The organism is Halomonas sp. DP5Y7-2, assembly GCF_019802025.1.
In the GTDB taxonomy this organism is placed as follows: Bacteria; Pseudomonadota; Gammaproteobacteria; order Pseudomonadales; family Halomonadaceae; genus Halomonas; species Halomonas litopenaei_A.
On sequence record NZ_JAHVHY010000003.1, the window covers coordinates 178,493 to 197,079 of the forward strand.

Here is an 18,587-nt window from a genome sequence, read left to right on the forward strand (position 1 = left end):
TCGAGGTCATATAGGTTGCCCTCACCCATTAGCGTGGCGGACCGAGCCACAACACGATGAACAGGAGAAATCACTGGCCCAACAGGCCAAGAAGATACGCTAGTATCCTGCTCGTCTAGACGCTCCCACGCCTCCTCCCAGCCACGTTCGCGTAACCACTGGGGATAGCTTTGACCCGAACACATCCACTCAAACGTCTCTTCGTAGTCAGCCAAAGCCAATTCACGCCAGTGCCGCCGCTCCAACCTGCCGCGCTGACGACAGCCTTGTATCACACTTGCCCGTGGGACATTTCGCCAACGATGATGCATGTTCACCAGTCGCTGACTCAGACGATCATGGGCAAACCAGGGTGTCAGCCAGACGATACGAAAATGTCTGACGGCAAAGCGACCAGGCGAATCAAGAGGATCAAAGCGTAGGCGTTTCAGCCATCCTTTGACATACACGAGACGCTTACTGATGCGCCCGTTTCGCAAGGGCACTACGAGTGACTCCTCTTCACTGAAGCCACTACCAGTATCAAAATACAGACGTACTAGCGCGTGTCGCTGATCATGGTCCAGGTCGAGTTCAACCATATGCCACCCGGGAAGGGGCAAGTGCCTGCGCTGAAGAAACTGGGGATCATCATCCAGAGCCTCCCATTGCCAGTCGAGACGACCGTTCCCGAGCTTTCCCAAACCACTCCAAGGCCGCCAATACCGCTGAGGGTGGACGATAAAGTTCGCTCGCTCAAGAAGTCGTAACACCACCGAAGACGTACTATCCTCACTCATGCTGCGTGCTCAAGTCTGCAGATAGTCTTATGCTCCACGTCAATGTGGTGCCGCTATTCGGTAAGGTTCGATGGGGAAACATTGACCGGTATCTGCGACTCGACACTGCACTTCATCACCCGCTGATAACTTGATCGCCACCTTGAACCCTACACAACCGCTTCTCGGTGCTAACCAGTTCTGCACGTCATCACAAGGCTGCATAGCAGGCACCGTAACCGCTCGCTCGCCATTGACCAAAACATCAATCACCACGGGGTCATCCGCGTCCGTCTCCCACCAAGCCCAACCTGATACGCTCTCTGTATTACAACAAGTCATCTTACAATGGGAATAGCGCAGGTTACGCCGGTAAAGTTCCATACGCATGTCGAATAGTTTGCAACAGTGCTGATAGAGTTCTACCTCCTGCGCATTTATCTGATAGAAATCTCGCTCATCCTTGGGCTCAATCTCATGACGTGCTCCTAACTGACGACTAGAAAGGTTAGCCTCCTTAGGGGGGATATCTATATCGTAGCGGGTATTTATCAGTTCAAGACTTTCGGAATATCGCTCTGTCAATCCGATAACCCCCAACGCTTCAGGATCTACACCGTTAAGGATCGTCTTCTGTCGATTGACAAAACTATGCAAGCGAATGAACTCAGAAAAGGATCCCTTATACCGATCATGTCGCTGAAAATGCCAGTATTCAGAGGCGGCTCGTTGGAGGGGCTCACGAAGAAACGTCAAGGCCTGAGTCGCCCCGAAGACAGGAATGTATTTGGTGGCTTCAACGTGGCCAGCCACAACCTTAGCCTGTATATCGAGACACCCCCGATAAAACTGCCACGCATCCTCACGTCCTTCATAAATAAACTCACGAACTAGTGGGTGCGTAGTCAACGAATGCGAACCATAATCATATATAATTGACTGTTCACCAAGAGCCTGCTGCATCCCTAAACGAAAGCTAGTCCCTGCCGTCTTTGGTATGTGAATAAAAAATAACGGGCTCACAGCCACCTCTCTGAATACGAAGTATTTTCTCATGCAGCGTAAAACAGCACACATTATGCCATTGAGGAGGTAACGTGACATTCACCGGCAACCGGAAATAGTCATACCGCCTATCATCAGTATCAAAACGATGAACATGAATTTGTCAGTATTGACCGTCCTTATAAAATATTCAGTCATCGCCAATAACTACGTCACTACAGCCTGCCAGCTTCGACATGTTGGCATGAGGTTCGACGGTAACCCGATCTCCACACCCAAGTAAGCAGGGATGGGTCCAGCGAAAGCCGCAGTAGCCGTCAGCAGATTTACCCGACTGTAGTAGATCAGGACGAAACATGTCAGCCGAAACACGAGCCACATGCGCGCCATTGACAAATATGTTCACAAAAAGATCTTTCGCATACCCTGTGTCATCAGTGATCCAACCGATCACACTCTTGGCGTTTGATACTCCCACTGTGCCTGTCAAGGAGCGACCAAATGGCGTCTCGTTGTTGAGCCGCTGCTTGAAAGCAGACATTTCACGTTCAAGGCGGCTCAATTTCCCCGGTTCAAATAGAAACTTTGCCCCATTAACATCATGATAGTTAAAGTACTTATCTCCACGAGAAGGAGTTCCAGCCCTTGTTGCAGTCCCACGCTGACATTTAAGCAAGTACTCTTCCTTGCTCTTAACCACATAATGGTGCACCCGCAACGGACCCTGCCTAATAGAATCGGTCTTACCACTTCGAGGATCAGGCTTTCCCCCAATATCAGGACGATCCGAAAAATCCAACACATCCTCACCAGCGCAATCAATATATCTGAGGTCAGATATAAGCAAAGATGTATGAATACCTGCCTGCTGAACATGATTGACCTTAATCATGCTCTTTACATGCCGATCTGCTGCAAAGTCTGGACTGTCTGAGCAGTGAGTAAAACGTTTCAGAACAGGTTCTGGAGACTTACTTTCATGGCCACCGGAACCGAAACAGCGCCAATTAACACTTATACTACCAACATCGCCAGATGCAACCAGCTCCTCGAGCAATCTCCGCTCTTCTCCATGCCTCTGGCTTTCGTGGACTAAGAATTCGTCCGCATCAAGAAACATCACGTACTCATATCTACCTAATGCGATCTCCAGCGCCTTATTATAGGCGTGTACTTGGGTATTGCCAGCAACACTAGGTTGATATATAACACGGACGACACCTATCGTCTCAAGAGCCTCAAGTAGCGACCTTGTACCGTCGGTGGAAGAATTATCAGCCAAAATAATATTATTGAACCCGGCTAACTGATGCCAGGCTATCCATTCAATGATGTAATCGGCCTCGTCCTTCACGATACCCGCTAAACAGAATTTCTCCATGCTAACTCATCCTCATAGGCGAGTTTACCAGGTCAACAACATCATTCACTACCCTAGCCCTGACGCAATCACCAGGCAAAATCTTCTCATTCTTGGGTATGGTGAAGGAGAAACCACATGCTAAATTATCAGGACCTTCACCGCCGCGAACAGACTCATTGGCAGTAACGACACCTACCGAACGTTCGCCAATAAAAATTTCTACTTCAGCATGCTGCCTCTTGTGTACATAATGAGCCCAGCCACTGACCTGCTGCCCGTCAAAGGCAATCAGCCTACCCTCGGACTTGGTAATTCTGGTTGCTTCGATATAGTCCTCGGGCTCAGGATCGATGAAAGAAAGCGCAGCATCGCGCTGCTCGCGAGTAGGTTGAATCGAACAAAAATTCTCAAGCATGGAGAGAAAGACTTCGGGATAAGCAGTTGCTTTATCGTAAGAAACCAGCATAGCATGGATGGAATCACTACCTAGCAGCGTGAGTGTATTGTGATACTGTTTTAACGCTCGCTCCATCCCATGGGTGACTTCATCGAGCATAGAGATAGAATTCCGCTGAGCAATCGAGAGAATATCTTTATAAATAAAGATATATCGAGCACTAGGAGAAAGCAGACTATTGACTTCTGATAGATGATCAATGATAGAAGGTCGCTTCCAACCCCAGTGAGTATGTTTCATCGAATACTCTTCGACAATATGCTTAAATCTGGCAATCTGCTTCTTTTCAAAGGCTTCTGACAGCCGTACGTCCTCATAGACCGGATGATTGGCACGGTCTCCCATGTACACACCGAGCCTGGACAACACACCCGCTACCATTGATGTTCCACCGCGTGCTGTACCGATTACAACAATAGGAGATACCTTGCTAGAATCCGGTTCTCCGACTATGACTATTCCCTTGTTGATCAAGGCATCATTCTTGGCCATCATCTCTCCACGCTCTGTTATTAGGTCGACAAGCACACAATATTAAGACTGGTATTATCATCCACCGATGGAGAAATCCTCGCGAACTTTGGTGAGACAGGGGTTATAGTTGGGATCATGATCGATGATATGACCCCAGGCGTTCTTCATATAATCGATTTCGGTATTGAACCTAGCGATCTTTTCGGGATTATCCTCAGCACCACGGCTAATAGACTCATGGTGATAAAGCTCAGCATAAGGTGTCCAGATATTCCTATATCCTGCGTCATGGACTTTCAAACAGAAGTCGACATCATTAAACGCCACCTTCAGTTCGTTTTCATTTAATCCACCGACTTCTTCATATATGTCCTTTCTTACTAGCAAACAAGCAGCCGTCACCGCCGTAACGGAGTGGACAATCTTGAGCCGGCTGAAGTAGCCGCCGGACTCTTTGGGAAAATACTTATGCGAGTGACCCGCAACACCGCCGATACCAACGACAACCCCTGCGTGCTGGATAGTATCATTACTATAATACAACTTGGCGCCTACACAACCGACATCTGATCGGCTTACGTGAGATACCATTTCACCCAACCACTCCGGCGAAATAACTTCGACATCATTATTTATAAGACCCACAATACTACCTTTCGCCAAGGTAACACCAAAGTTATTAATAGCCGAGTAGTTGAAGGGATGGTCGTAACGCACGACGCTGACGCGTGAATCTTCTCGTTGAATCTCTTCGAAGAAAGTGTGTGTCGCGGGCTCAACACTACCATTATCAAGGATGATGATTTCGTAGTTAGTGTATAGAGTCTTATCTAGGATGCTTCGCACCGCTAACTCGGTAACCTCTACCTTATCCCGTGTGGGTATCAGAAGGCTGACTAGCGGCGCGGGATGAGGAATAGGCCAACACACGCGGTAAGTATTTGCTACCATCCCTTGCTCTATCGTTGCACCAAGATCATCCAGCTCAGCAAAATAATCCTTGAGAGCTTTTACACCGGCGGAGGTCGTATAGTCTTTTCCTCCCTGCGATAAAGCCGTTGAGCCTTCAATAGCTCTCCAGTGATACAAAACTCTAGGGATATGAAGAATTTGATGAGGGGAAGTATGCGGCAAACATCGCAACACAAGATCGTAGTCCTGAGAGCCTTCAACTCCTGTACGGAATCCCCCAATCCTCTCCAGTAACTCACGACGATATACACCAAGATGTGATATATAGTTCTGCGAATAGAGAAGATCTACATTCCAGTCAGGCTTAAAGTGGGGATCATAGCGTACTCCCGCAGAGTCAATCTTGTCTTCGTCACTGTAAACAATGAGTGCATCAGTGTTCTCATGTAATTCACGGGCCACAAAGTACAATGCATCTCTTGCAAGCTCATCATCATGATCCAGCAACGCAACAAACTCCCCAGTGGCAAGGGAAAGTGCGTCGTTCGTCGTCCTGGAGATATGCCCATTCTCCTGCCGGAGAAGTATCTTTATACGCTTGTCCCGTTCATTGTAAAACTTGAGAACTCTTGCGACGTGAGAAGAAGGTGATGCATCATCAACAAGGCATAACTCCCAATACGGATAGGACTGTGCGATAACTGATTCAATACATCTGGATAGCAGCTTCTCATCAGTATTGTAAACCGGCACCAGTATAGAAACTACTATCGGATTTTCCTGACCAGATACAAAGCTCTTTACACTCTCATCACTTGGAAGTGATGCAGACTCAACCTCATAAATCCACTTGCGATACGAAAGCTCGGCCTCTCGATCGACAAACGTCTCAGCATAATCTGATAACAACCGTTCTACGACAATATCATGACTTTCGTCTGCCTGGAGCTGTGACTCCTGATCCTCATCACATCCATGTAAAATTGCACCGCCATACCCATCGAAAGCATCCGCATTCATGGAGCCTGCCCAAATATCGGATGTACTTAAACCTGAATACTCTAGCCTTTTACTTGAAAGCCTTGACGCAATCTCTTGCTGCGCCTCTTCCTCAGTGATATTGTCGAAACACAGTCGCTCAAGGCGAAATTTCCCTTCACGCTCCCATGGATCGAAACGGACATTCACAACATCGCCGGTCAGCCGTAGAACCCTGCTATTTGTGGTCCCAGATTGAAATGGTATCGGAAAGGATTCCTCTTCTGTAAAGCCTTGGCCATAGTCGATGTAGACTTTAGCGACTTCGTATTCATATTCCCCCGCAATAGTGAACTCTATTCGACACCATCCCTCAGTGAGCGGGTCATGACTACGGCGTTGTACGGTAAATGCGGGATCTGTGCCATGAGATTGCCAATGAAACTCTCCCTCCATACAGCGCTCAAGCTGCTGAGCCTCTACCAATGTAACCGCACAGCCCTCACAACATTTGAGAAATCCCTCGATGCCTGACCACGGACAGTCCAGCTGAGGAGGATCAACACGTCTTAGTACTGGATTCTCTAGTCGAAACTCACCCGGCCGAGTCATGGGATCTAGGCGAAGACCTTGTAACCCTTTTGGTATATATAGTGTTAGGCGTTGTCGGCCTTGCTTGACGATGTTGCGGGTCCACACTACGTCAGGTTGAAAGCCGTCGCCGTAGTCCAAATAAAGGCACTGCTCCACGGGAAATCGTGCCGAAAAATCATACTCCAAATTAAACCAGCCCCCTTGACCTAGAACAGCCGGGTTTAGTGGGGTCAGCAGGAACTGTGGATCTTCTCCCACAGAAACCCATACAACTTTATTATCTTTTGTGATGAGTTGGAGCTCATGTATAGGCAATAGATCAACACGACTACTCTTTCTGACGTACTTCTGATACATTCCACCTAGATCGCGAAGTGGCTTGGTCGCGCGCCAGCTGAATGAAGTCTGCATGCGCCGTAATCGTGCTGACAGCGCCAGGTTCGTCAGGTCTTTATACTGTGGGGTGGCCTGCCCCTGCCCCTGCCCCTGCCCTGATTCATCATCCACTACTTCCTCTCCCTATCTATCATCTAGTAGCCGGGGGCGTCGATAAATGCCAAGCCCCTGGCGTCCTTTTCAGACACACGCGGAGTACCGTCACCCAAAGGCCAGTCTATCGCTAGCGTCTTGTCATCCCAGCGAATCGACACTTCATCACCTGGGGCATAGTAATCGGTGCATTTGTAGACAAACTCTGCTTGATCACTGGTAACATAAAAGCCATGAGCAAAGCCCGGAGGAACCCACAGCATTTTCCGGTTATCCTCGTTAAGAAAGGCGCCCACCCACTTCCCATAGGTATCACTCTTACGTCGCATATCTACTGCTACATCAAACACCTCACCGCGGATGACGCGCACCAGCTTACCTTGTGGTTGTTTAAGCTGATAATGCAGTCCCCTCAGGATATATTGCTCTGACCGGCTATGATTATCCTGCACAAACATCTGCTCGCCACAGTGCTCATTAAAGCGCTCTTGTCGAAATGTCTCCATAAAGAATCCCCTCTCGTCTCCAAACACCTGAGGGGTCATTAGCATGACATCGGGTATTGCCAGATTCTCTGCGTTCATCGACCCATTCCTTTCCTCTATGCTCGGCCTGTCAGAGCCCGACTGCCTTGGACGACACCAATTGTTTTAAATAAACTCCATAGCCCGTTTTCGCTAACCCTGCGGCCTGGTATAAGAGAAATTCGTCGCTAATCCATCCCTGAGTCCAGGCAATTTCTTCCAGGCACGCAATCTTCAGTCCCTGGCGATGCTCTACTGTCTGTACGTATTGAGCAGCCTCGAGAAGGCTGTCATGTGTCCCGGTGTCGAGCCACGCAAAGCCCCTTCCCAGGCGTTCTACGTGAAGTAGGCCACGGTCTAGATATTCATTATTGATACAGGTGATTTCCAGCTCTCCCCTGGCGGAAGGCTTCACACTTCTAGCAATATCGACAACATCATTGTCGTAAAAATAGAGACCGGTCACTGCATAGGATGACTTCGGACGTGTCGGTTTTTCCTCGATCGATATGGCACGGCCGTTTTGATCGAACTCGACGACACCAAATCTCTCGGGATCCTTAACGAAATATCCAAAGACAGTAGCTCCACGGCATTGATCCGACGCCCTCAGCAGCTGCTCTGAGAAATGTTGCCCGTGAAAAATGTTATCGCCCAAAACTAAACAGACCGGATCACTGCCGATAAAGTCCTCGCCAATGATGAACGCCTGGGCAAGCCCCTCGGGTTTCGGCTGAATGGCATAGTTAAGGGAAACACCGAATTTTTCACCGTTCCCCAATAGCTGACGGTATACGGGTAGATCCTCAGGCGTGGAAATTACAAGAATGTCACGTATTCCCGCCAACATCAGAACGGATAGTGGATAGTAGATCATTGGCTTATCGTAGACCGGAAGCAGCTGCTTCGACACGCCGTGGGTGATGGGATGTAGACGTGTGCCGGAACCTCCGGCAAGGATAATACCCTTACGATTCATGGTGAAGACCTCTGGGGATACTGACCACTGGGCACGCTATTTTTATAAGCGGGTTGACTATCATATTCAGTGAGTTGTCGACGACATACGGGACACGGTAGAAGCGCGACGGAGGGAGAGACTAAATTACATATCAAAGAAAGCAGTACACTATACTTCGACATAAGTTAGACGGATATAGAAGCTGCCTTTCTAAACAACTTACGGACCAGTTAATTAATTTGCAATTTTTGCAATCGTTTAACCGACCCTCTAGCTCATCGAGCGATATCGACCATATAAAGGATCCAGTCTCGGAGTATTGTTGTAAAAAAACACATCTTTCAGCCGACGGAAGGTCGGAATGATAGAGTCTGGAATGAATCAGGCAAATTGAGAATGAGCGTTAGGGAAAGCTATACTCAGAGCCGCGAAGATACGCTCCCTTCCAAAACGCCAACAGCATTAACTTCGAACGCTTTCTTATTTCAGGTAATCTGTCAGCGTTAGCGCCAGCTGGTCCTTCCAGTGTGGCATTTTTACACCGAACGTTTTCTCAATAAGGCTAAGACAAAGACGGGAGTTCGAAGGGCGCGTCGCCGCGGTGGGATATTCGCTTGTCGCAAGAGGCGCCAGCGCCGCCTCATCTATCGCGAGTGGGATATTCGCCTCTCTCGCTAGACGAAAGATCTCTAAGGCAAAACCGTACCATGACACCTCTCCTCTTGGCGCCAGGTGAAAAAACCCTGTCAGTTCCTGGTCATCCAGATAGCGCTGCCAAGCCCATACCGTCATGTCCGCAATCAGTCGGGCGGGCGTCGGTGAGCCAACTTGGTCATCGACGACAGATAACGACTCACGCTCTCGACCAAGTCTCAGCATGGTCTTCATGAAGTTATTGCCCCTGGCACTGTACACCCAGCTGGTACGGAATATCTGGCTTGCACAGCCACTGGCCTGCACCGCCTCGTCGCCCGCCAATTTGGACTTCCCGTAATAGGACAATGGTCCTGTCGGGCTATCTTCCTTCCGGGACTGCTCTCCATCACCTGGGTACACATAGTCGCTAGAGTAATGCGTCAGCAATATATCTCGCTCGGCACAGTATTTGGCCAGACACTCTGGTAACCCAGCGTTGAGTCGAAAGGCAAGCTCGGTCTCGGTCTCTGCCTTATCCACTGCGGTGTAAGCCGCGGCGTTTATCACCCACTGAGGATGATAATGGGATAGATAGGTGCGCACCTGATCTATATCGGCGAGGTCTAGTTCGGATCGAGAGGGTGCCTGCACGTCAGCATGAATCGCTAGGGCCTTGCGCAACTCATGCCCTACCTGACCAGAGGCTCCCAGCAACACTACGCTCATGACAATACGCCCAGCCGCTCGGCGCGGTAGCTTCCATCCTGGACTGCCTTCCACCATCGCTCATTGGCAAGATACCAGGAGACGGTCTTGCGCAAGCCTGATTCGAAGGTTTCGCGAGGTGCCCAGCCTAGCGTTCGCTGTATATAGGAAGCATCGATGGCATAGCGCCGATCATGCCCTGGACGATCATTCACGTAGGTAATAAGATCCCGATAGTGATGTGTTGACGGCGCCATCTCCGTCAAAAGATCGCAGAGCATGTGCACCACTTCCAGATTGGTTTTTTCGTTATGACCACCAATATTGTAGGTGTCACCCACTACACCCTCCGTTGCTACCTGCACCAAGGCACGGGCGTGATCCTCCACATATAGCCAGTCCCTCACCTGCCCTCCGTCACCGTAAACCGGCAAGGGGCTGCCTTGTAGCGCTTTGAGAATCATCAACGGAATCAGCTTCTCGGGAAAGTGGTAAGGGCCATAGTTGTTGGAACAGTTGGTGATAATGCATGGTAAGCCATAGGTACGAAGCCATGCTCGAACAAGGTGATCTGATCCTGCTTTGCTAGCCGAGTAAGGTGAGCTGGGGGCGTAGGGGGTCTGCTCAGTAAAAAGACTACCATCATCATCCAGGTCACCGTACACCTCATCCGTAGAGATGTGATGAAAACGAAACCCCCTGGCCTTGTCTTCTTCGCTTTGTTTGGTGCGCTCCCAATACGCACGTGCCACCTCAAGCAATGTCAGCGTTCCCACTACATTGGTCTGGATAAACTCTCGCGGCCCATCAATGGATCTATCAACATGACTTTCTGCAGCCAGGTGCATGACCACGTCAGGCTGATATTGCTCGAAAAGTCTTGCCATGGCGTCGTTATCACAAATGTCAGCTCGCTCGAAGGTATAGCGAGCGTCATACGCCACGGAGGCGACAGAGGCCAAGTTCCCGGCATACGTCAACTTGTCCACATTGATCACGCGGTGTGAGGTATTGGCAATCAGCTCTCTGACAACGGCCGAACCGATAAAGCCAGCCCCTCCGGTAACAAGAAAGGTCTTGGTCATATAGCGCCCCTGGTAGTCGTGCAAGTGGTCGGCCTGGCTCCGTGGACAGCATCCCTTCGGGATGACCACTGCTAGCCGATAGAAGGTAAGAGTCGTGCGAATAACACTGACCAGGCGTGATGGCCGACAAGCTATTATTCGCTTATCACTCCATAGATGTCAGAGGTGTTCGCATCAGAGCAGAATGAATGTGACCAATGGTCGTTGCCACTACTGGCTTCGCATTAATCCCTATGATCTTGAATAATCATCCACAGCATACTAGCAATGAAGGAAATAAATATTGCTACGATGGTAAAGATCGAAAGGTTATAAAGTCGTTCTGGACGGGTGGCGTATTCTGGCAGAAGGGGACTCTGCAACACGCTCACTTGCTTCAACTTGCGAGCGGCCTCTATACGGGTCCCTTCCAAGGCAGTCAGTGCGCTCGAGTATGTTTCCTGAGCAAATCGGGCGCGCAACTCAAGCCGCTGATATTCAGATGATAGCCGGTTGAGAGAGTCTCCTGTTGCTTTGGCCAGCCGCTCCTGCTCCTGATCGATCTGTTGCCGTAGCGCTGTGATTTCACTCTCTACTCTGACCATGTCTGCCGAGCGTTGGCTGGAATAGCTAGCCAATGCACTCCTTCGTGCCTGCATTCTAGCCAACTCGCCTTCCAGACTTGCAACAACCTGATTAAGGCTATCAACGGTAGATGTCGGCGATACTAGTCCGTGAGTGTTCTGATAATCGAGTAGATCTTCCCGACTCTCATCAAGTCTATGAGAAAGACGCTCAACCTGCACCTCAAGAAATCGTACCTGCTCTTCGGCAAGACGTTGTCCGATGGCGTTCATATGAGACTCGCCGGCCTCAAGCAGAAGAGACGTTAGCCGCTGAGCAAACTCAGGAGTAAACGCCTGTACTTCAATCTTTAGAACACCTGCATAGTCATCGAGTGACACCCGCACACGCTTTAAATAGTACTCGTGCATATCTTCTATCGGTGCATCCGCGTTCCATAACCTTGCTGGAAAATCTCCATGTTTACTGTAGTGGGAACGCAAGTCTAACTGTCTGTCCGCTAATTTCAGCATGTCGACAGAGAGCAGATACTCTCTCAAAAGCAACATATCACTGTCGACATTCCCGCCTGAAAGAAGACTCGACAAACTAAACGTTTGAGGCGCGATCTGAGGGCTCTCCAGCACCACAACGGCTTCTGAAACATAGCGATCTTCGGCCCAGAACAGCCAATAGTACGACATGATAGCGATCGAAGAAAAAGCCAACAACCAGTGAGGTCGCCCTATAAACCATCGCAGCATCTTGTTTCTTCCTTGGTAGCGATACCCCAGAGAAGCTCACCCCCAGGGCCTGTCATCATGATGATGTTCCATGACCTTGATGTGCCGGATCCCTTGCCTGAATCGCTCGACGAATTTCGTGTAGACGATCCCTTGCGACATTGCGCCGAAGAATCAGGCTTTCCTGCAGTTTTTCATCGCTCTTAGTGTTGCCGGAAGCAGCAGCTTGTTCCATCTCGTCCAGACGTCCCTGCCAACGCATCATCGTATGACGTCGCTTGCGCAGTAGCTTTCTAAGATCTTCAAGTGCCATACGGTCAAGTCCCGCTGTAGGCTGCAGGGAGCGGGGCTGTGTCTCACTAGGAGGAGCTGGCTGACGCGCTACTGACTTCTGATCGCTGTCACGATGATACACGGCTATAGCATCATCAATATCATCAAACCAGAAGGCCTGGCCTTCCTTCAAATAGATCCCGGCCTGGCAAAGTTCTCGCAATATTCCCTCGCTGTGAGAGACCATGATCAGGCTTGAACGGCCTACACGTTCCTTGAAGGCTTGAGTGGCTTTGGCCCTAAAGGCCCGGTCCCCGACGGACGTCGCTTCATCCGACAGATAGACATCAAAGTCGAACGCGAGTGAGAGGCCAAAATTGAGTCGCGAGCGCATACCACTTGAATAGGTTCGAATCGGCTCATCAAAGGCCTCGCCAAGCTCAGCAAATGTTGCAACCTTCCGAATGACATCACTGACATCCCTGCGCCCGCCATGAATGCGTGCTACGAACTTTACGTTCTGACGCCCAGTCAGGCTGGCCTGAAACCCGCTCGCAAGTCCCATCGGCCAGGACACCCGGGCGTGACGGCGTATGCATCCGCGCTCTGCCGTATCCATTCCCGCAATCAGTCGAAGCAACGTGGACTTGCCAGCACCGTTCCCCCCCAGTACGCCCACGCTGACCCCGGTCGGGATCGTCAGATGGATATCCTTCAGCACCCAGTCCCTGACTAAGTGATGGTGATAACGCTTATACAGATGCTCTATCTCAATCATGGCGCCTTGATCACTGAGCCACTAATTGATGCTTGAAGCGAAGATGCAATATCAAGCCAAGTGACATTAATGCTAGCGTTACCAACCAGAAATAAACCCCACTGGTACCCGACACCTTCCCGTAGGACGAGAAAAAGCCTGTTCTTAGGTATTCAAGCCCGTGTACCACTGGGTTTAGTAGCAGATACTGCTGTGCCCAGTGTGGGGCTACCTGAATAGGAAAAATGACGCCTGACAATATCATTAGAGGCATCATTACCATCTTTAGCACGATAGCCAATTCAACAACCAGAGTGGCTAATACAGATACAACCAACCCGAGTGCCAGCCCGAGAAACCACAGCGCCAGCCACCACGATAGTGCAATCAGCGCATCGTCTGGGGCCATAGCTTCTTCCTTGAGAAGCAAGCCGCCAACAATAAAAATGAGAAAAATAAAAGACCGTAGCAGCCCCTCTAAGGCAACCCGCACTATCACAGGATCACTAGGCACGACTTGGCGATAGGCAAACAGTGCCTGACTCGACCTTATGGCCCCCATACCTCTGGTCATGCCCTCTCGCACTAGGAAGAACCCCATCAAGCCGACTACCATCCATGGCAGAAAAGGCGCACCTATCAGCAGACTATCCGCATGAATAAAACTCCGGATACCTACCATGATCAGCGTGAAGAGAACCGGTTCTGCTACCATCCAGAACCAGCCCATGCGGTCGGTCATGGTGCGGGCTATCGCTTCCCGCAGGAAAAGCGCATACCACACACTGCGTGTCACCACCCAGGGATGCCGCGTCGCCGTACGAGTCATATTTGCACTCTCCCCACGATCCGCCATTGCACTAGAGATCGACCGCAACCTTGGTGGCCACGGCAATCTGGTAGAGAATCTGCGTCAGGCTCGTCGCCAGCTGGAGATTCTTGGTCGGTACCTTGGGCATCACCAGAATTTCATCTCCAGGCTGGAGCGCGACATCATCCGCATTCCGAACGGCGCCGTTCTGCCTCACCACCAGAATATGGTCGTCATCCCCCCTCTGCGTCAGCCCGCCTGCAGCCTCAAGATAGTGATCAAGCCCAGCTCCCGTCTGAAAGACCATCGCCTGGGGAACGACAACTTCACCGCTGATCAGCACCGAGTCAGACGCCTCGGGCAGGGTTACCACATCACCATCCTGCAACCTGATGTCCGCAACCCCTTGATCACTTGCCACCACGAGCCGCCCACTAGGCTCCAGCTGACGGGCACGAGCTACGAAGGTCTGAATCAACTCAGCTTCACGAACCCGTATCTGCGCTTCCTCGTCAGTAGCGGATGATGCTCCAAGGTAGGTTGTTTCCAGACGACGCAGGCTATCTTCCAATGCCTGCTTCTGCTGGAGAGCGACACTCTCTCGGCGAATCGAGACATTGCCGCTAGCAGACAGGTTTCGCTGGACGGCGACCGCATCCAGCAACTCACCCAAGCGAGCGTCGATAGGGAGAGCAAATCGAGACGGCCCCATAAAGCTCCCTTCCAACGTCACCACAATGGTGTCTTCCTGATGATCAGCGCTGAAGATGACCTCATCGCCGGGCCTGATCTGGCGGCCCACAAATTCCGCCAGTGTCAGATACGTCGCCATCGGGCCGGTCGCTCTCTGTCCCCTGAGCAGTGCATGCGATACCCCACTTTTCAGACGTGCCAAGGTGACCAGCTCACTGCCACTCAACTGGTTCGTCAACAGCTCGTAGCGATAGGCACGCTCCACGTCTCCCGTTACCGCAATCGAGGGCCCACGCTCCTCAACCACGATAGTGTCGCCATCGCGGAGCTGGGGCCGAGCAATTCTGCCGTCCAGTAGAAAACGATAAAGATCGAAGCTGGCTAAGTGTTGGCCTTGGCGCATCAGCTTGACCCGACGATAACTGCCAAGAGCGTTGTCGATGCCGCCGGCCTGATCAAGAAAGTACAGAATCGAGTCTGATGGTGTGCCTGCGTAGCGACCCGGGCTATGAACGTAGCCGGTCACATAGACGCCCACGGGCTGGACACCTTGAAGATTGGTGTAGACCTGCACATTGTCGGGGTAGATGCTCTGAATGGCAGCCCGCACCCTGGCATCCAGCTCACCGTGACTCAAGCCTTGCACCGCAAGCGGCCCTATCGAGGGCAGAAAGATATTTCCCTGCGCATCAACTGGCACCACGCGATCAAACTCTACCGCGCCCCAGGCCCTCAATGTCACCTGGTCACCAGGCTTGATCCGGTAGTCGCGATTCAAGCCGTCCGCCATAGTGCCGCGGAACCCTCCCGCGAAAAGGTTGTCGCCAAAGGGAGGCAACAGGTCAACGCCGGGGGTTGTACTGGAGATAGACGAAGAAGCCACAGGCCCATAGTGATCGTTATGCCAGTTTGTGCGGGGCCGGTCGTCAATCGCCTCAACACCTTCCTGTCGTTGGGCGTCTGGCAGAATGTCATCCGGCAGCACCAGGCTCTGTGCCATGGCGGCAACCGGAAGCAAAATAAGCCACACCAACATGATAAGAGACATGATGTGTGCCCGCAGGCCTACCTCGGTTCGACAGCTCCCCCCTTTGCGGTCTGCTTCAACTGTTCCAGCTCGTCCACCCAGCTCGCTTCCCCCATTCGTACCGTCCATGTACGCCATCACCAGGTCTCCGCTCCGTTATACAGCGCCGTCACCAATCGATCACTGGTCCAGTTACCTTGCTCATCCCGGCAGGCCACTGCCACCATCCGCTCTGCGTTGGCGCGACGTATCGTGAGATGACGGCAGATTCGCCGACTCGCAGCAAAATAGGGGGCATCTGCCTGTACCTCGGCATTGGCTCCCCAGGGGCTGCTCGGCAAGACCGTGACGCTACCCGCACTAGCGTCTGTCAGAAACCGTGCCAGCGATGCATCTAACGGCCGCCCAGTCGGCGTAGCCATAATGCTGGCGTCAACACGGGTCGGCGCCATGGGCGAATGAGTACATCCCCCCAGAGTCCACAGCAACAGCAGTGCTAATGCAGACAGTCGTATCTGACTGCGCTGGTACACTGCCCTGCTGCCAGCGCTTTTTGCTCTTTCTTCCCCTACCCCTATACTCATCCCTTTATCATCCATCGCATCTACCTTTCGTCCCCTGCATTGTCCGGCCATGCTTCTGAGCTCGCGATAATGTCGCTTTCTATGGCATGTCTGCACAGAAAGAAAAGCGTGTTTAACAGAAATGTATAACCCCGACATCATCGTGACAAAAACACTGAGATTGTCCCGCCAAATGGCTTTAGGTAGACGCTTACATATATTTCAGCAACTTCGCAATAATGTCCTTCTCGCTCATCTTCTCAGTATCCACAACGATTTCGGCATCGACGGGTGCTTCGTAGGGGCTGTTGATGCCAGTGAAATCGGCAATTTTTCCCTCTCTTGCCTTTTGATACAGTCCCTTAGGGTCTCTTTTCTCACACACATCCAGGGGCGTATCCACGAACACTTCTACAAAACCATCCTGATCGAACAGAGCTCTAGCGGCTTCTCTGTCTGCGCGAAAAGGTGAAATAAACGCCGTTATCACAATGACGCCGGATTCTGCGAAGAGACGTGCTACTTCACCGACTCTCCGAATATTTTCTGCTCTATCTCTCTCATTCATCCCGAGATCTTTGCACAGCCCGTGACGGATATTGTCTCCATCGAGAATCATGGTGTGATAGCCACGTCGATTCAGTTCGACTTCCAGAGCATTCGCCAGTGTGGACTTGCCGGAGCCAGATAGACCGGTGAACCAGACACATCGGCCAGCATGACCATTGGTTCGCTCACGCATGGCCTTGGTGACCGTGGTGCGATTCCAGACCACGCTGGCTTTGCTGTCATGATTGCGAAACTCATATGGCAGTTCGCTATCCACAGGGCTATGAATCATGCCTGCACCAACGGTCAGGTTGGTGAGCCGATCAATCAGTATGAAACACCCGGTACCCGGGTAGCGGCGGTAGTCATCTACTGGCACCTCGGCTGTCAGCTCCAGGCGGCAGCGCGCAATGGCATTGAGATCGAGCTGTACACCATGTCTTTGCTCCAAGGTGTTGACGTCGACCAGGTAATCGATGGCCACTACCTTCCCGGCCAGGTCCCGCGTAGCCAGCTTGATGTCGTAGAGCTTGCCGGGCTCCAACGGCGTTTCATGCATCCACACGATATCGGCTTCGAAACCATCGCATAGAGTCACAGGGTCATCGGCAGCTACGATCCAGTCTCCTCGCGAAACATCGATGTCGCCAGCCAGAGTGACCATGATGGCCTGCCCCGGAAACGCAGCCTCGAGATCCCCATCCATGGTAACGATACGCTTCACCTGGCTCGTGGTTCCCCGGGGCAGGACCCTGATCGTGGCACCTGCCGTCAAGATCCCGGACGTCAGCGTGCCGGCATAACCGCGAAAGTCCAGGTTAGGGCGACTGACGAACTGCACGGGCAAGCGCAGGTCACGCAAATTCTGATCATGCTGCAATTCCACCGTTTCCAGCAGCTCCAGTAGGCTCGGCCCGTCATACCAGGGCATCTCGCTACTTGGCTCCACCACATTGTCACCCTTGAGCGCTGAAATCGGCATAAAGCGGATATCCCGAGCGCTGACGCGATCGACAACTGACTGATATTGTTCAACGATCTCTTGATAGCGCCGCTGGTCGTAGCCCACCAGATCCATCTTGTTGATCGCTACCACCAGATGTTGGATACCCAGCAGGTCACAGATAAAGCTATGGCGCCGTGTCTGAGTCTGCACACCATGTCGCGCATCTATCAGGATAATGGCAAGACTTGCCGTCGACGCCCCAGTCGCCATGTTGCGGGTGTACTGCTCGTGACCAGGCGTATCAGCAATGATGAACTTGCGCCGGTCGGTGGAGAAAAACCGGTATGCCACATCAATGGTAATCCCTTGCTCTCGCTCGGACTGCAGTCCATCGACAAGCAGGGCAAGGTCCACCTCATCCCCCGTCGTGCCACTGGTCCGAGAGGCCTGAGTGATGGCAGCCAACTGATCCTCATAGATCATCTTCGAGTCATGCAGCAGGCGGCCGATAAGGGTCGACTTGCCGTCGTCCACGCTGCCGCAGGTGATAAACCGCAGCAGGTCCTTGTTTTCATGCTCGTGAAGGTAGCGCTCGATATCGCTGGCAATCAGCTCGGACTGGTGGGACATGCAGAATTCCTGTTGAAAGAGAGAATGCCGCCATGCAAAACGGCCGGGGGTAAACGCGGCAGCAACGCTGCCCAGGCAGAGCCAACATCCACGGGTTGACCGCCGCGCTCA

The 18,587-nt window shown here is 51.6% G+C and carries 14 protein-coding genes; all 14 read right to left on the reverse strand.

Features of this window, described 5'->3' with window-relative positions; genetic code table 11:
* Positions 1 to 818 precede the first annotated feature (818 nt).
* The 14 genes from KUW18_RS04390 to cysN all read right to left on the reverse strand — a co-directional run bounded on the left by KUW18_RS04390 (position 819) and on the right by cysN (position 18,476).
* On the reverse strand, positions 819 to 1,862 hold the full coding sequence (locus KUW18_RS04390) for a hypothetical protein (protein WP_206943705.1): 1,044 nt from the start codon (positions 1,860 to 1,862) through the stop codon (positions 819 to 821).
* A gap of 91 nt (positions 1,863 to 1,953) precedes the next feature.
* On the reverse strand, positions 1,954 to 3,144 hold the full coding sequence (locus KUW18_RS04395) for a glycosyltransferase family 2 protein (protein ID WP_206943704.1): 1,191 nt from the start codon (positions 3,142 to 3,144) through the stop codon (positions 1,954 to 1,956).
* Between the two features lies 1 nt (position 3,145).
* Positions 3,146 to 4,075: a hypothetical protein gene (locus KUW18_RS04400; RefSeq protein WP_222560888.1), complete on the reverse strand. Its 930-nt coding sequence runs from the start codon at positions 4,073 to 4,075 to the stop codon at positions 3,146 to 3,148.
* A gap of 57 nt (positions 4,076 to 4,132) precedes the next feature.
* Positions 4,133 to 7,048: a glycosyltransferase family 2 protein gene (locus KUW18_RS19860; protein WP_222560889.1), complete on the reverse strand. Its 2,916-nt coding sequence runs from the start codon at positions 7,046 to 7,048 to the stop codon at positions 4,133 to 4,135.
* Positions 7,049 to 7,071: 23 nt separating this feature from the next.
* Positions 7,072 to 7,614 carry a dTDP-4-dehydrorhamnose 3,5-epimerase gene (rfbC, locus tag KUW18_RS04410; RefSeq protein WP_206943701.1) on the reverse strand — a complete coding sequence of 181 codons (543 nt, stop codon included), beginning with the start codon at positions 7,612 to 7,614 and terminating at the stop codon, positions 7,072 to 7,074.
* 31 nt (positions 7,615 to 7,645) lie between these two features.
* Complete coding sequence (gene rfbA, locus KUW18_RS04415) at positions 7,646 to 8,533, reverse strand: glucose-1-phosphate thymidylyltransferase RfbA (RefSeq protein WP_206943700.1); 888 nt, start codon at positions 8,531 to 8,533, stop codon at positions 7,646 to 7,648.
* A gap of 462 nt (positions 8,534 to 8,995) precedes the next feature.
* Positions 8,996 to 9,877, reverse strand: coding sequence for a dTDP-4-dehydrorhamnose reductase (gene rfbD, locus KUW18_RS04420; protein WP_222560890.1), 882 nt, complete (start codon positions 9,875 to 9,877; stop codon positions 8,996 to 8,998).
* Complete coding sequence (rfbB, locus tag KUW18_RS04425; protein ID WP_222560891.1) at positions 9,874 to 10,941, reverse strand: dTDP-glucose 4,6-dehydratase; 1,068 nt, start codon at positions 10,939 to 10,941, stop codon at positions 9,874 to 9,876. The genes rfbD and rfbB overlap by 4 nt, the downstream gene beginning before the upstream one ends.
* Positions 10,942 to 11,165: 224 nt before the next feature.
* Positions 11,166 to 12,248, reverse strand: coding sequence for a chain-length determining protein (locus tag KUW18_RS04430; protein WP_222560892.1), 1,083 nt, complete (start codon positions 12,246 to 12,248; stop codon positions 11,166 to 11,168).
* A 55-nt stretch (positions 12,249 to 12,303) separates the two neighbouring features.
* Entirely contained in the window at positions 12,304 to 13,278 is a 975-nt protein-coding gene (locus KUW18_RS04435) for an ABC transporter ATP-binding protein (RefSeq protein WP_222560893.1), read from the reverse strand.
* A gap of 10 nt (positions 13,279 to 13,288) precedes the next feature.
* On the reverse strand, positions 13,289 to 14,113 hold the full coding sequence (locus tag KUW18_RS04440) for an ABC transporter permease (RefSeq protein ID WP_222560894.1): 825 nt from the start codon (positions 14,111 to 14,113) through the stop codon (positions 13,289 to 13,291).
* 4 nt (positions 14,114 to 14,117) lie between these two features.
* On the reverse strand, positions 14,118 to 15,809 hold the full coding sequence (locus KUW18_RS04445; protein WP_222560895.1) for a polysaccharide biosynthesis/export family protein: 1,692 nt from the start codon (positions 15,807 to 15,809) through the stop codon (positions 14,118 to 14,120).
* Positions 15,810 to 15,925: 116 nt separating this feature from the next.
* Positions 15,926 to 16,513, reverse strand: a complete 588-nt coding sequence (locus KUW18_RS19865; protein ID WP_315899920.1) for a DVU3141 family protein — start codon at positions 16,511 to 16,513, stop codon at positions 15,926 to 15,928.
* A 49-nt stretch (positions 16,514 to 16,562) separates the two neighbouring features.
* Positions 16,563 to 18,476 (reverse strand): sulfate adenylyltransferase subunit CysN, encoded by a 1,914-nt coding sequence (cysN, locus tag KUW18_RS04455; protein ID WP_222560897.1) that lies wholly within the window; start codon positions 18,474 to 18,476, stop codon positions 16,563 to 16,565.
* Positions 18,477 to 18,587: the final 111 nt, after the last annotated feature.